Consider the following 14,107-nt stretch of genomic DNA (forward strand, 5'->3'; position numbering starts at 1 on the left):
CCGGCCATGAACGCAGTACGTCCTGGGCGAGGCGCATCAGCGGCGACGCGCGCCTGCGGCGAGGCGCACCTGTGTGGTGCGTGCCTGCACGGCGGCATGCCCCGGCCCGCCTGCCTGTGCCAGGTCGCCGAGCCGACCGCCGACACGGATGAGGCCGACCCGCCGTACCGTGTCGGGCATCCCTGAGACCGCCCAGCTCCGCCCCTGGGAACACCGTGCCGGCGCCGGACGGGTCGTCGCCTCCGGCGCATGCGGCACTCTGCCGCGCGTGAGCGGGCAGGTGGTGAGCGGGCAGGCCACCGAACCCGTGCCCGCGGCACTCTGCCGCGCGTGAGCGGGCAGGTGGTGAGCGGACAGGCCACCGAACCCGTGCCGCGAGTGATCCCGATCACAACGGCAGGGCAGGTGAGAAGTCGACTCCCGTCGGACCAGCGGCCTTGTTAGCCTTGGCCATAGCCCGGTCGCTGGTGCATCCCCCGTCGCCAGCGACCGGGTCTTTCGCTGCCCGGCGGCCCCGCAGACCTCAGGCCGCAGGCCGAGGACGTGCTAACGCTTGTCCCAGTCGAGGCGGATGGCCTGTGACGGGCAGCGTTCGGCCATGTCACGGACCTCGGGGTCGTCCCCCGTCTCCTCGCGTCCCGGTATGACGGCACCGAGTCCGTCCACCGCGGTGAAGACGGAGGGCACGCGGTAGGCGCACTCCCCGGAGCCGTAACACGTCTCGGGGTCCACGGAGACCTTCATGCGACCTGCCTGCCCGCCGGAGGGGTCAGTCAACCGGCCTTCCCGCCGCGGCCATCCAGTGCGCGACCCGGCGCAGCGTGGTCTCGTCGACGCGGTCGACCAGGGTTCGCACGGCCGTCTCGTCGTCCGGGGCCAGGTCGTACAGGCCCGCCTTGCCCAGGCCCGCCATGAGGACCTGGAGCCGGCGGTCCTCCAGGCGTTCCGTGTGCCTGGCGTGGCCCGGCCGTGCGGCGTCTTCCGCCGGGGGCGGGGCGGCGGGCCCGGCGGCGGGCCGAGACGCGAGGGCGCCGGCGGTCTCGACGGTCCCCACGGCTTCGACGGCCTCGACGACCTCGACGGCCTCGTGAGCACCGAGGCGGGTCTTCCCCCTGTCGCAGGTCTCGGACGAGTCGGGTGTCGCCGCCGCGTCGGGTGTCGCCGCCGCGTCGGGGGGCGTGGTCCCGTCGAGAATCGCGGTCGCTGTCGCGTCCACGGTCGCGGTCGTGTCGGGGGTTTCGTCGGGGTCGGTCGCGACCGGGTCGAAGCGCTGCCACCGGCCCGCACCGGGGCCCCACAGGGCTACGGTCACGTCGTCGCCTCTGGCGCGCTTGACCTGTGTCATCTCGCCGATCGCGTACAACACGGGTGTGCGGTCGGGGGATTCGGCGGCGAGCCGCCAGGACGTCGAGGACGGGTCGTAGAACATCGCCACCCAGCGGGGGTCTCCGGGCGGCTGCGGGCTGTGCGGAGGTCGGGTCGAACGGTCCAGGTCGGCCGCCATGGCACTCACCCCTTCTGCGTCGGCACGTGTTCCGGCGCAGCAGAGGGTACCTGACGGTCCGTCAGGTCACCAGGCGTCGCGCAGCCGTCGTGAGCCCACCGGGCCGCCGGGGCGGCTACGTCCGGACGCCGCCGGGCAAGGCACGTTCAGGCTCCGCCGGGCAGGCACGTACACGCTCCGCCGGGCAAGGGAGGTCAGACGCCGCCAGGCAAGGGGAGGTCAGACGCCGCCGACGCTTTCGCGGGTCAGGGTCGCTTCCCGGTGGTCGTTGCAGCGCGGGAGGGGTGCGTCGTCGGCGCCGGGGTGCCTCTGGTGTGCCTGCAGGGCGGCGCTGACCAACGTCATGAGCAGGTCGATGTCCGTCTCGCACTCCAGATGGACGGTGACCCAGGACGAGCCGGGCAGCAGCCGGATGGCCGTGGAGTGTCTCAGGTCCTTCTCGAACCGGCGGATCGCCTTGGCCGTCAGATGCAGGTCGACACTGCGGTCGGAGTGGAAGTGCACGATCTCGACAAGGCCCGAGCGCAGGGCCCGGCCGGTGCCGCAACTGGGCCGGCCCTCCGCGAGGTCCGGCCAGATCGCCAGTCGTGTCATGGCACGCGAGGCCGCCGTCATGGCCCCATCATGAGGCGCTCACCGCCCGGCCACCAGAGGTTGAGAAAGGCTTAACCAGGCTGATCGCGGCAGGCGATGGCCTTCCGGCACCGATCGTGATCCACCCGGAACCCTCAGTTGTTCCAGGACTCGTCGTAGGGGTCCCTCGGGGTCGGCGCCGGCCTGGCCTCGGTGACCTCCAGGAAGGGGATCGGGCCGTTGTTGACCGGGTCGCGGGCGGTGCGGGGGGTGTAGACACCGGTGACGGTCAGCCAGGCGTCCGGTCGGAGGACCGGGGGGATGCGACCGGTGAGGCCGATCTTGACCGGCTGGGCGTCCGCGGCACAGCAGTTGAGGGCCATGCGGACCAGGTAGGGGGTGCCGTCGTGGTCCAGGGCCACGAAGCCGGTCAGCCGGACCTTCCGGCCCGCGAGGCTGCGGCCGTGGTCGTAGACGGCCCGGCCCGCGTAGTCGACGACACCGAGCGGGAGCGGGTCCGTGGCGGGGAGGGACGGATAGGCGAGCGGCTCCTGCAGGGCGGTGCCGGTGCGGGTCGCGCTGTAGGAGCCCAGGGCGGGCGGGGCGACCAGGATCAACGCCAGGAGAGGCAGGATCAGCAGCCAGGCGACCCGGGGTTCGGGGTGCGCGGAGGCGGCCTCTCGGGGTTCGGGGTGCGCGGAGGCGGCCTCTCGGAGTTCGGGGTGCGCGGAGGCGGCCTCTCGGAGTTCGGGGTGCGCGGAGGCGGCCTCTCGGAGTTCGGGGTGTGAGGGGGCGGCCTCTCGGGGTTCGGGGTGCGCGGAGGCGGCCTCGCCGGCGCCCTGTTGCGTCCGGTGTCGGCTCGTCCTGCGCCGCTCGTACCACGCCGTCGCCAGGGCCGTGACGACGAGGACCGCGCCGGCCGCCAGCAGCAGCGGCCGCAGGCCCGCCTTGACGTAGCGCAGATACAGGTCGGTGGTCCCGGCGTGCAGCAGGGCCGCGCCGAGGAGGAACAGGACGGCCGACTGGGACTGTCGGTTCACAGCAGCACCCACCCGGTGAGCAGGGCCGACCCGATGGCCAGCGCGAAGGTCGCCGGGGCGAAGCGCAGCGCGAAGCCCCGGCCGAACGTGCCCGCCTGCATCGCGAACAGCTTGAGGTCGATCATCGGGCCGACCACCAGGAAGGCGAGCCGGGCCGTGAGGGAGAACTGGGTCAGGGACGCGGCGACGAACGCGTCCGCCTCCGAACAGATGGAGAGGATCACCGCGAGGAGGGCCAGCGTCAGGACGGCCACCGTCGGGTTGTCCGCGGCCGTGCGAAGCCAGCTCGCCGGGGCGACGGCCTTCAGCGTCGCCGCCGCCATCGCGCCCACCACCAGGAATCCGCCCGCGTGCATCACGTCGTGCCGGACGGAGTCCCAGAACGCGGCTCCCTTCGTCTCCCCTTCGTGCGGCGCGTGCGCCGGCAGCCGCAGCCAGTCCGTGCGGCCCAGCCGCTGCCACAGCCAGCCCATCGCGCACGCGGCGAGCAGACTGGCGGCGAACCGGGCCAGCACCATCTCGGGGTCGCGGGGGAAGGCCACGGCCGTCGCCGTCAGCACGATCGGGTTGATCGCCGGGGCGGAGAGGAGGAAGGCCAGGGCCGCGGCCGGGGTCACGCCCCGGCGGACCAGCGCGCCGGCCACGGGGACCGACGCGCACTCGCAGCCGGGCAGCACCGCTCCCGCGAGTCCGGCGACCGGCACCGCGAGCGCGGGGCGCGCGGGGAGCGCGCGGGCGAAGAAGGAGGGCGGCACGTAGACGGCGATGGCGGCGGACAGCAGCACGCCGAGAACCAGGAACGGCAGTGCCTGGACCACCACCGCCACGAAGACCGTCATCCAGCTCTGCATCACCGGAGCGGACAGCGCGCCGCGGATCGGGCTCTGCAGCAGGACCATCAGGAGCAGCAGCATGGTCAGCACGAGCGGGGAGCTGAGCCGGGCGGGCCGGTCCTGGGGCGGGCTCTCCTCGCGCGGGGCCGCTTTGACGATGGCCACGGATCGGGCACCTCCGGCTTCCGGGTTCACCCCGCTGTTCACCCCGCTGTCTGTTTCTCGCATTCCCTCCCCTTTCATACGAGAGTTCCGCCCCGGGTGTTCACGTCCTTCGTGGAACCTCCCGTCCCGGTGAGGCAGTCTTCTCCCTCGTGGCAAGCGTTCCGAATCAGGGTCAGCCGCCGGGCGCCGCCGGCGCGCACATGGTGGTGTGCGGCGACGACGGTCTGGCGCACCGGCTCGCCGCCGAGCTGCGGGGGGTGTACGAGGAAAAGGTCACGCTCGTCGTGCCGCCGTCCGAGCGGATGGTCCGGCCGCCGGTCGTCGGGCGGGCCCGGGCGGTGTCGGCGGCGCTGCTCGACCGGGTGGTGAGCGCGGCCGTCAACCGGGCGGCGGGCAACGGCGCGCCGTCCTCCGCGGGTCCGGGTGAACCCGTGGGCGGCCAGCGGACGTTGGAGGCCCTGGAGGCCACCGAGGCCGTGCTCGCCGAGGCGGGCGTCGAGCGCGCCGCCGCGCTGGCCCTCGTGTACGACGACGACGAGACCAACATCCGCGCGGCCCTCACCGCCCGTCGGCTCAATCCCCGGCTGCGGCTCGTCCTGCGGCTCTACAACCGGCGGTTGGGCCAGCACATCGAGGAACTCCTCGACCAGGCGGCCGCGTTGGCGGTCGGCGACGACCCCGGCTCCTCGGGCGCTTCGGGGCGCTCGGGTTCCTCGGGGTACTCCGGCGGGGAGGCGTCGACCACCGTCCTGTCCGACGCCGACACGGCCGCGCCCGCGCTCGCCGCGACCGCCGTCGTCGGCACCAGCAAGGTCGTCCAGATGGACGGGCTGCTGCTGCGCGCCGTCGAGCGGCCGCCGTCCGGGGCCGGGGAGCCGGCCGAGCCGGGCCGCCCCACGCTCGCGCTGCTGTCCGCGAACGGCGGCGACCCGGCGTTCGCGGACGGATCCGAGACCAGCGGCGAGCAGGGGCCGTTGCTGCTGCCCGACGCGGCGGCGGTGGCGGAGGCGGCCGCGTCGGGCAGGCGCGGGTCCGTCGTCCTGGAACAGGTCGCCTATTCGGCCGGGCCGGCGCTGCCGGCCGGGCGGGGCGTCGGGGTCGTGGCGCCGTTCGCCTCGCTGTTCTCGCGCCGGCTGCGGTGGTCGCTGGCCGGGCTGGTGGGGTGTGTGTTCGCGCTGGCGGTGGCGTTGTGGCTGGCGACGCGCATACACCCGCTGGGGGCGCTGTACCTGACGCTGCTGGACCTGTTCGCCATCAACGACCCGGCGATAGGGGCCGGCACCGAGCGGCAGGTACTGCAACTCCTGTCCGGGCTGGTCGGGTTGCTGCTCCTGCCCGTGCTGCTGGCGGCCGTGCTGGAAGGGCTCGGGACGTTCCGCGGGGTGGGGGCGCTGCGCCGGCCGCCCCGCGGGCTCGGGGGGCATGTCGTGCTGCTCGGGCTGGGGAAGATCGGCACCCGGGTGCTGATCCGACTGCGTGAACTGAACATCCCGGTGGTGTGCGTCGAGGCGGCGCCCGAGGCGCGCGGGCTGGCGGTGGCACGGCGGCTGCGGGCGCCGGTGGTGCTGGGGGACGTCACCCAGGAGGGGGTGCTGGAGGCCGCGAAGATCCACCGTGCGCACGCGCTGCTCGCCGTGACCAGCTCCGACACGACGAACCTGGAGGCGGCTCTGTACGCGCGGTCGCTGCGGCCCGATCTGCGGGTGGTGCTGCGGCTGTACGACGACGACTTCGCGACCGCCGTGTACCGCACCTTGCGGGCGGCGCACCCGCAGGCGCTGACCCGCAGCCGGAGCGTCTCGCACCTGTCGGCGCCGTCGTTCGCCGGGGCGATGATGGGGCGGCAGATCCTGGGGGCGATTCCGGTGGAGCGGCGGGTGCTGCTGTTCGCCGCGCTGGAGGTCGCGGGGTACGCGCAGTTGGAGGGGAAGACGGTCGCGGAGGCCTTCCGGGCCGGGTACTGGCGGGTGCTGGCGCTGGACAGGGGGCGGGAGCGGCAGGGCGGGCCGGGGCTGGTCTGGGATCTGCCGGACGCGTATGTCCTGCGGGGAGCGGATCGGGTGGTGCTGGCGGCTACCCGCCGGGGGTTGGCGGAGTTGCTGCGGCGCAGGCGGTAGGGGGCGGGGGGTGCCCCCCTGGCCCCCTCGGCCGTCCTCCTGGCGCCGCCGGGGCGGTGGGTTGCGGAGGGGCTTTCTCGTCCCCGCCCCCCGCCGCCCTGTCCCGTCCCCGCCGCCCTGGCCCGCCCCGGCCCGCCCCGGCCCTCCCGTCCCCGCAGCCCCGCCCCGGCCCTCCCGGCCCCGCAGCCCCGCCCCGGCCCTCCCGGCCCCGCAGCCCCGCCCCGGCCCTCCCGGCCCGGCCTCGGGGGGCTCCGCCCCCGGGCCCCCGCTCCTCAAACGCCCGAGGGACTGAATACGCCGGAGGGGCTGAATGCTCGGCCCGCCGGAGGGTCTCGGGGTCAGGGGGTCAGGGGTCAGGGGGTCAGGGGGTCAGGTGACGTTCTGCGAATTCCAGTTCCAGCCTGACCTGCTTGATGCGTTCGTCGACCACCAGTGAGCCGTGGCCCGCGTCGTAGCGGTACACCTCGTGCACCGCTCCTCTCGCCTCCAGGCGCTTGACGTAGTTGTCGATCTGGCGGATCGGGCAGCGGGGGTCGTTCACGCCGGCCGAGATGTGGACCGGGGCCCGTACCTTGTCGACGTACGTGAGCGGGGACGAGACCTCGAAGCGCTCGGGGACCTCCTCCGGGGTGCCGCCGAGCAGGGTGCGGTCCATCGCCTTGAGGGCCTCCATCTCGTCGTGGTAGGCCGTGACGTAGTCGGCGACCGGGACGGCGGCGATGCCCACGGCCCACGCGTCGGGCTGGACGCCGAGGCCGAGGAGGGTGAGGTAGCCGCCCCAGGAACCGCCGGTGAGGACCAGCCGGGCGGGGTCGGCGAGGCCGGAGCTCACCGCCCACTCGCGCACGGCCTCGATGTCCTCCAGCTCGATCAGGCCCACCCGGTGTTTCAGGGCGTCCGTCCAGGCGCGGCCGTAGCCCGTGGAGCCGCGGTAGTTGACGCGGACCACCGCGTAGCCGTGGTCGACCCAGGCCGCCGGGGCGGCCGCGAAGGCGTCGCTGTCGTGCCAGGTCGGGCCGCCGTGAATGTCGAAGACCGTGGGCAGCGGGCCGGTGACGTCCGCGGGCTTCTGGACCAGTGCGTGGATGCGTCCGCCCGGGCCCTCCACCCACACGTCCTGCACCGGGACCGAGCCCGGCGACTTCAGGCCCGGGGGTTCCAGGACCACTTCGCCGGTCGTCGAGCGGACCGCCGGCGGCAGGGCCGCCGAGGACCACAGGTACTCCACGCTGCCGTCCGGGCGGGCCGTCGCCCCGGAGACCGTGCCGGGCGGGGTCGGGATCCGCTCCAGCGCGGCGCCGGCCAGGTCGTAGCGGTACATCTCGCTGCGGGCCTCGAAGCTGTGCACGATGAGCAGGCCCGAGCCGTCCGGGTACCACTCGGCGCTGACGTCGCCGGGCAGGTCCAGCTCAAGGTCGGTCTCGGAGCCCGTCGCCACGTCCCAGACCAGGGGCTCCCAGCGGCCGCGGCGCTGGTGGCCGATGAGCAGGCGGGGGTCGCCGTCGACCGGGGCGAAGCCCAGCACCTCCAGGCCCAGCTCGACGGTGCCGCCGCGGGTGTCGTCGAGCTCGGCGACCGTCGTGCCGTCCGGGCGCAGGACGCGCAGCGCGGAGTGCATGGCGTCGCCGTGCTCGGTGTGCTCGACGGCGATCAGGCTGCCGTCGTGGGAGAGGTCGCCGACGCCCGCGGACTCCCGGTGGCGGTAGAGCTCGAAGGGGGGCTCGCCGGTCCGGGCGACGTGGATCGTGGTGCCCTCCTCGTCGGTGGAGCGGCCGACCACGGCCGTGCGGCCGTCACGGCCGAGGGCGAGGCCCGCCGGGTAGGAGGGGTCCAGACCGGGCGTCGCCAGCTCGTCCTCGCCGCCGGTGAAGGACTGGCGGCGCCAGACGCCGAACTCGTCGCCGTCCTTGTCGTCGAACCACCAGATCCAGGCGCCGTCCGGGGAGAGCACGCCGTCGGTCGTGCCGTTGGCCCGGTCGGTGACCTGGCGCCGCTCGCCGGTGGCACGGTTCCAGGCGTACAGCTCGTACGTCCCGGTCGCGTTCGACACGAAGAGGGAGTGTTCGGGGGCGTCCTGCGCCCAGTCGGGCAGCGACACCCGGGGCGCCCGGAAGCGCTTCTCCCAGTCGGGCATGTCCTCGTACCGTTCGGGTGCGGCGGACCCGTTGCTCTCAGTCATGGCCCCATACTGCCCGCCCGCGCCCACAAAGAGACGCCGAGGTCCCCAGCCTGTGGACAACTTCCCACCGTCTTCGCACCTGCTTCCCACCGAAGGGGCTCCCCCCGCGGGGCGCTGGCCCGTCGCGGCCCCGTACCGTGGGGGGCGTGTACCGGTTTCTGCTGACGCCCCGCTGGTGGGGTATCAACGTCTTCGTGCTGCTGGCCATCCCCTTCTGCGTGTTCATGGGGTCCTGGCAGCTGAGCCGGTTCGAGGCGCGGGTGGACGACCACCGTGACGCGAAGGCGCAGGCCGCGTCCGCCCGTACTGATCCCGCCCGCCCGCTGGCCGAGCTGCTGCCCGTGGACAAGGCGACGTCCGGCAAGCAGGCCACCGCCACCGGGCGCTACGGCGAGCAGCTGCTGGTGCCCGACCGGGAACTGGACGGGAAGAGCGGCTTCTACGTGCTCACCCTGCTGCGCGTGGACGGCGGCCGGGCGCTGCCGGTCGTGCGCGGCTGGCTGCCGGGCGAGGCCGACGCGGCGAAGGCCCCGGCGGCGCCCGCCGGCGAGGTCACCGTCATCGGGGCGCTCCAGGCCTCCGAGCAGCCGGGCGACGACGGGGTGAGCGCCCGGGGCGGCCTGCCGGCCGGGCAGACCGCGGCGATCAGCGCCGCGTCGCTGGTCAACCTGGTTCCCTACGACCTCTACGACGCCTGGATCACCCTGGACACCGCTGGTGCGGGGATGACGGCGGTGCCCGCGAAGGCGGCCTCCGACACGGGGCTCGACCTGAAGGCGTTCCAGAACCTCGGTTACACCGGCGAGTGGTTCGTGTTCGCCGGGTTCGTGGTGTTCATGTGGTTCCGGCTGCTGCGTCGCGAGGTCGAGTTCGCGCGGGACGCCCGGCTCGGGATCCTGCCGGGGGAGCCCGTGGTCATCGGGTCCCCGGACCCCGCTCAGGACGACGCCAGCACGCCTGTCCGGTAGATCGTCCCGGCGCACGCGTCCGGCACGGTCGCCTTGACCGCCGGGGCGCCGTCCACGGCCGTGTACGACACCACGACGCCGCCGTCGGCCGTGCCGTCCTCGGCGTACAGCTGGGCCGTGGCGCCGGAGGCGGTCTCGCCTCCGGTCGTGCCGGTCGTGCCGGCACTGCCGGCCGGGTCGCTCGGGGTCGGCGAGGGGGACGCCGTGCCGCCGCCGTCGCCGCCGCCGGGTCCGCCCGTGGTGGGGCAGGTCTCGGAGGGCACCCAGGCGAACTTCACCTCGTAGGCGGAGCCGGGCGCGAGGGTGAGCCGGCTGACGTTGAGGGAGGGGTCGGGCAGGCCGGCCGCCACGTCCCCGGAGGCGTGCGCCGCCACCGTGATCTTCGCGGGGTCGGCGGCTCCCTGGACCTCGTACGTCAGGGTGACGGCGCCGCCGACGGTGCAGGCCGCGGCCGAGGAGTTCTGGACGCGGAAGCCGCCGTAGACGGTGCCGGCCGCGTCGCGGACGGCGACGGAGGGCCCGCCGGCCGTCAGCTGGTCCGGCAGACAGGCGGGCGCGCTCGCCGCGGAGGGCGAGGCGGGGCCTGCGGAGGCGGTGCCGCCCGCGGACTCCTTGCCCCGGCCGGCGTCGCCGGAGCCGTCCTTGCCCTGGTCACCGGTGGCGCCGGAGGAGTCGCCGACCTTGCCCGAGGAGCCGCCGTCGGGGTTCTTGCCCTGATCCGCGCCTCCCTGCGCCTGGGAGGCCTGGCCGGCGATGGAAGGGTTGGCGTCGGAGCCGCCCGCGTGCGAGACATGCAGGACGGCGGGGACCGCGGTGCCGAGGAAGAGGGCCGCGGCCGCCATGCCGACGGCCGCCTGCCGCTTGCGGGCCCGCCGGACGGGGACGGCCCGGCGCAGGTGGTCCAGGCTGCCGTCGCGGGGCTCCATCTCCTGGACGACGTCGTGCAGCATCCGGCGCAGTGCCAGCTCGTCCGAGTCGAGCCCGTCGGGGCCCTGGTCGTCGAGACGGTGGTTCACGGTTGAGTTCCCAGCGTGCGATGGCTTCGGCTCTTGGGTGGGCGACGGCGGCTCGTGCCGCGCGAGAGGCTCGTCGCGGTCGGGACCGCCGGGGCGGGCGTGCGGGCCCGGCCCGTTGGCTGCTCCGCTCACGCCGGCGCCTCCATGGCGATGCGCAGGGCTGCTATCCCGCGCGAGCCGTACGCCTTGACCGAGCCGATGGAGATGCCGAGGGTCTCGGCGACCTGGGCCTCGGTCATGTCCGCGAAGTAGCGCAGCACGAGGACCTCGCGCTGACGGCGCTGCAGGCCCTTCATCGCCTTGATGAGCGAGTCGCGCTCCAGCTGGTCGTAGGCGCCCTCCTCAGCGCTGGCCATGTCCGGCATCGGCTTGGAGAGCAGCTTCAGGCCGAGGATGCGGCGGCGCAGGGCGGAGCGGGAGAGGTTGACGACCGTCTGGCGCAGGTAGGCGAGCGTCTTCTGGGGGTCGCGGACGCGCTTGCGCGCGGAGTGGACGCGGATGAAGGCCTCCTGGACGACGTCCTCGCAGGAGGCGGTGTCGTCGAGGAGGAGGGCGGCGAGACCGAGCAGCGAGCGGTAGTGGGCCCGGTAGGTCTCGGTGAGGTGGTCGACGGTGGTGCCGGCCGCCACGGCGTTCTCGGCGGGTTCGGCGCCGTCGCGCTGGCTGGGGACGCGGGCGGGCCGCGCTGCGGGCATGGGCGCGATCACCGGCATGCCGCCGGGCGCGCCGGACGTGCGGGGCCGCACGACGCCGCGCGGCGGCCGTAGGGCCGCGCCGCGGGGCGCAACCGGGAGTTCGAGTACCTTCGCCACACCAGTTGGACACACGTCCCCCCGGATGGGTTGTACGCGTTCGGCGTCTGTTTTGCGTCGGTCAAGGCCCCGCGCACCCGTCTCATGTGTCCCGCTCTTCCCCTGTGTCCCATAGGAACGGGCGTCCCCACGCCCGGACCACGGCGTCCCCATACGCTGTGATCGTTCACACGCCTGCGCACACCGAAGGGTGTCCGCAAAGACGCTCCCCGCCCTACGCACGGTTGCGGAGAGCGGGGAGGAAATCTTGGGCCGTCAAAGGTGCCCGATACAAGTGGTTCGGGCCGTCGACCGGCTCACAGTGCTTGAAATATCTTACAATCCCACGAAGCCCGGGCCAGCGGCTTTTCGCCTCAGGACAGCTCCGCCGCCAGCAGCTCCGCGATCTGCGCCGTGTTCAGCGCGGCCCCCTTGCGCAGGTTGTCCCCGCACACGAACAGCTCCAGCGCCGTCGGGTCGTCCAGGGCCCGCCGCACCCGGCCCACCCAGGTCGGGTCGGTGCCGACCACGTCGGCGGGCGTGGGGAACTCCCCCGCCGCCGGGTTGTCGAAGAGGACGACGCCGGGAGCCGTCGCGATGATCTCGCGGGCCCCGTCGACGGTGACCACGTCCTGGAAGCGGGCGTGGACGGTGAGCGAGTGCGTGGTGACGACGGGGACGCGCACGCAGGTCACCGCCACCGGCAGCTTGGGCAGCCCGAGGATCTTGCGGGTCTCGTCCCGCACCTTCATCTCCTCCGAGGACCAGCCGTCCTCGCGCAGCGAGCCCGCCCACGGGACGACGTTCAGCGCGACCGGCTCCGGGAACGGCCCGGTGTCGTCGCCGACGGCCCGCCGCACATCGCCCGGGTGCGTGCCCAGCTCGGTGCCGGCGACCAGCGCGATCTGCCGGCGCAGCGTCTCCACCCCGGCCCGTCCGGCCCCGCTCACCGCCTGGTAGGACGACACCACCAGCTCGCGCAGCCCGTACTCGGCGTGCAGCGCGCCCAGGGCGACGATCATCGACAGCGTCGTGCAGTTGGGGTTGGCGACGATCCCGCGCGGCCGGTTGCGCACCGTGTGCCCGTTGACCTCGGGGACCACCAGCGGCACGTCCGGGTCCATCCGGAAGGCGCCGGAGTTGTCCACCACGACCACGCCCCGGGCGGCGGCGAGCGGCGCCCAGTGCGCGGCGACCTCGTCGGGGACGTCGAACATGGCGACGTCGACCCCGTCGAAGACCTCCTCCGACAGGGCCAGCACCTCGACCTCCTCACCGCGCACGGCCAGCTTGCGGCCGGCCGAGCGCGGCGAGGCGACGAGTCGGATATCGCCCCAGACGTCGGCCCGCTGGGACAGAATCCGCAGCATGACCGTGCCGACCGCCCCGGTCGCCCCCACGACCGCCAGCGTCGGCCGGCGCGTTGCCGAGATCAACGGCCGGTGCCCCCGTAGACGACGGCCTCGTCGCTGTCGGAGTCCAGCCCGAAGGCGCTGTGCACGGCGCGCACGGCCTCGTTGACGTCGTCGGCGCGGGTCACGACCGAGATGCGGATCTCGGACGTCGAGATGAGCTCGATGTTGACGCCCGCGTCGGCCAGGGCCTTGAAGAAGTCGGCCGTGACGCCCGGGTTGGTCTTCATCCCGGCGCCGACCAGGGAGATCTTGCCGATCTGGTCGTCGTAGCGCAGCGAGTCGAAGCCGATGCCGGACCGGTTCTTCTCCAGCGCGTCGATCGCCTTGCGGCCCTCGGCCTTGGGCAGGGTGAAGGAGATGTCCGTCAGGCCGGTGGCGGCCGCGGACACGTTCTGCACGATCATGTCGATGTTGATCTCGGCGTCGGAGATCGTACGGAAGATCGCGGCCGCCTCGCCCGGCTTGTCCGGCACGCCGACGACCGTGACCTTGGCCTCGGAGGTGTCGTGCGCGACACCGGAGATGATGGCCTGCTCCACCGGCTTGTCCCCTTGCTCGATCGGCTCACTGCTGACCCACGTGCCCTGCAGTCCGCTGAAGGACGAGCGGACGTGGATCGGGATGTTGTAGCGGCGGGCGTACTCCACACAGCGGTGGAGCAGCACCTTGGAGCCGGAGGCGGCGAGCTCCAGCATGTCCTCGAAGGAGATCCAGTCGATCTTCTTCGCCTTCTTCACCACGCGCGGGTCGGCGGTGAACACGCCGTCCACGTCGGTGTAGATCTCGCAGACCTCGGCGTCGAGCGCGGCGGCGAGGGCCACGGCCGTGGTGTCGGACCCGCCGCGCCCCAGCGTGGTGATGTCCTTCTTGTCCTGGCTGACACCCTGGAACCCGGCGACGATGGCGATGTTGCCCTCGTCCAGCGCGGTCCGGATGCGGCCCGGCGTGACGTCGATGATCCGGGCTTTGTTGTGGACCGAGTCGGTGATGACGCCTGCCTGGCTGCCGGTGAAGCTCTGGGCCTCGTGACCCAGGTTCTTGATCGCCATCGCCAGCAGGGCCATGGAGATCCGCTCTCCGGCGGTCAGCAGCATGTCGAACTCACGCCCGGCAGGCATCGGTGACACCTGCTCGGCGAGATCGATCAGCTCGTCCGTCGTGTCGCCCATCGCGGAAACGACGACGACCACCTGGTGGCCGTTCTTCTTCGCTTCCACGATCCGCTTGGCGACGCGCTTGATGCCCTCGGCATCGGCTACGGAGGAGCCTCCGTACTTCTGCACGACAAGGCCCACGTGCGCTCCTCGCTCAGTTTGTCTCTTTCCCGCATATACGCCCTTGTACTGCGGTCGGCTCAGTCTAACGAGCGCCCGAAATCCGCCTCCCGGGTACCGCATGGTGAGACTCACGGGCCGCGGAGGACGCGCGGACGCCCGTCATCGGGACTTCCCTGCCCACTGGCGCCGAAGTGATAGCTGTGCATTGACTTTCAAGCACTATCGCGCG

General features: G+C 73.4%; 12 protein-coding genes. 2 read left to right on the plus strand and 10 right to left on the minus strand.

Annotated features, from left to right (window positions below; all coding sequences use genetic code 11):
- Positions 1–546: 546 nt before the first annotated feature.
- From ACFVYK_RS08920 to ACFVYK_RS08940, 5 genes are all read right to left on the minus strand, one after another.
- A complete protein-coding gene (locus ACFVYK_RS08920) occupies positions 547–744 on the minus strand; it encodes a ferredoxin (RefSeq protein WP_389770388.1) in 198 nt (65 codons plus the stop codon).
- Between the two features lie 25 nt (positions 745–769).
- Positions 770–1,504, minus strand: a complete 735-nt coding sequence (locus tag ACFVYK_RS08925) for a hypothetical protein (RefSeq protein WP_389770391.1) — start codon at positions 1,502–1,504, stop codon at positions 770–772.
- 219 nt (positions 1,505–1,723) lie between these two features.
- The gene (locus tag ACFVYK_RS08930; RefSeq protein ID WP_069768372.1) at positions 1,724–2,119 is read right to left on the minus strand and encodes a luciferase family protein; all 396 of its coding nucleotides are present in this window, start codon (positions 2,117–2,119) and stop codon (positions 1,724–1,726) included.
- A gap of 113 nt (positions 2,120–2,232) precedes the next feature.
- On the minus strand, positions 2,233–3,117 hold the full coding sequence (locus tag ACFVYK_RS08935; RefSeq protein ID WP_389770394.1) for a TIGR03943 family putative permease subunit: 885 nt from the start codon (positions 3,115–3,117) through the stop codon (positions 2,233–2,235).
- Complete coding sequence (locus ACFVYK_RS08940; RefSeq protein WP_389770397.1) at positions 3,114–4,115, minus strand: permease; 1,002 nt, start codon at positions 4,113–4,115, stop codon at positions 3,114–3,116. Before ACFVYK_RS08940 ends, ACFVYK_RS08935 begins: the two co-directional genes overlap by 4 nt.
- A gap of 200 nt (positions 4,116–4,315) precedes the next feature.
- Between ACFVYK_RS08940 and ACFVYK_RS08945 the strand changes: the two genes are divergently transcribed.
- Entirely contained in the window at positions 4,316–6,232 is a 1,917-nt protein-coding gene (locus ACFVYK_RS08945; protein WP_389770468.1) for an NAD-binding protein, read from the plus strand.
- Positions 6,233–6,593: 361 nt separating this feature from the next.
- Here ACFVYK_RS08945 and ACFVYK_RS08950 read toward each other — a convergent pair whose 3' ends face one another.
- Complete coding sequence (locus ACFVYK_RS08950) at positions 6,594–8,411, minus strand: prolyl oligopeptidase family serine peptidase (protein WP_389770399.1); 1,818 nt, start codon at positions 8,409–8,411, stop codon at positions 6,594–6,596.
- 146 nt (positions 8,412–8,557) lie between these two features.
- Between ACFVYK_RS08950 and ACFVYK_RS08955 the strand changes: the two genes are divergently transcribed.
- On the plus strand, positions 8,558–9,379 hold the full coding sequence (locus ACFVYK_RS08955; RefSeq protein WP_389770401.1) for an SURF1 family protein: 822 nt from the start codon (positions 8,558–8,560) through the stop codon (positions 9,377–9,379).
- Here the strand turns inward: ACFVYK_RS08955 and ACFVYK_RS08960 are convergent.
- The 4 genes from ACFVYK_RS08960 to ACFVYK_RS08975 all read right to left on the minus strand — a co-directional run bounded on the left by ACFVYK_RS08960 (position 9,349) and on the right by ACFVYK_RS08975 (position 13,896).
- On the minus strand, positions 9,349–10,395 hold the full coding sequence (locus tag ACFVYK_RS08960) for a hypothetical protein (RefSeq protein ID WP_389770404.1): 1,047 nt from the start codon (positions 10,393–10,395) through the stop codon (positions 9,349–9,351). The two genes, ACFVYK_RS08955 and ACFVYK_RS08960, sit on opposite strands and share 31 nt — an antisense overlap.
- Positions 10,396–10,523: 128 nt before the next feature.
- Entirely contained in the window at positions 10,524–11,108 is a 585-nt protein-coding gene (locus ACFVYK_RS08965) for a SigE family RNA polymerase sigma factor (protein ID WP_389770471.1), read from the minus strand.
- A 452-nt stretch (positions 11,109–11,560) separates the two neighbouring features.
- Positions 11,561–12,619 carry an aspartate-semialdehyde dehydrogenase gene (locus tag ACFVYK_RS08970; RefSeq protein WP_389770474.1) on the minus strand — a complete coding sequence of 353 codons (1,059 nt, stop codon included), beginning with the start codon at positions 12,617–12,619 and terminating at the stop codon, positions 11,561–11,563.
- The gene (locus tag ACFVYK_RS08975; RefSeq protein WP_389770406.1) at positions 12,619–13,896 is read right to left on the minus strand and encodes an aspartate kinase; all 1,278 of its coding nucleotides are present in this window, start codon (positions 13,894–13,896) and stop codon (positions 12,619–12,621) included. The genes ACFVYK_RS08970 and ACFVYK_RS08975 overlap by 1 nt, the downstream gene beginning before the upstream one ends.
- Positions 13,897–14,107 lie beyond the last annotated feature (211 nt).

It is taken from the genome of Streptomyces sp. NPDC058291, assembly GCF_042880855.1.
In the GTDB taxonomy this organism is placed as follows: domain Bacteria; phylum Actinomycetota; class Actinomycetes; order Streptomycetales; family Streptomycetaceae; genus Streptomyces.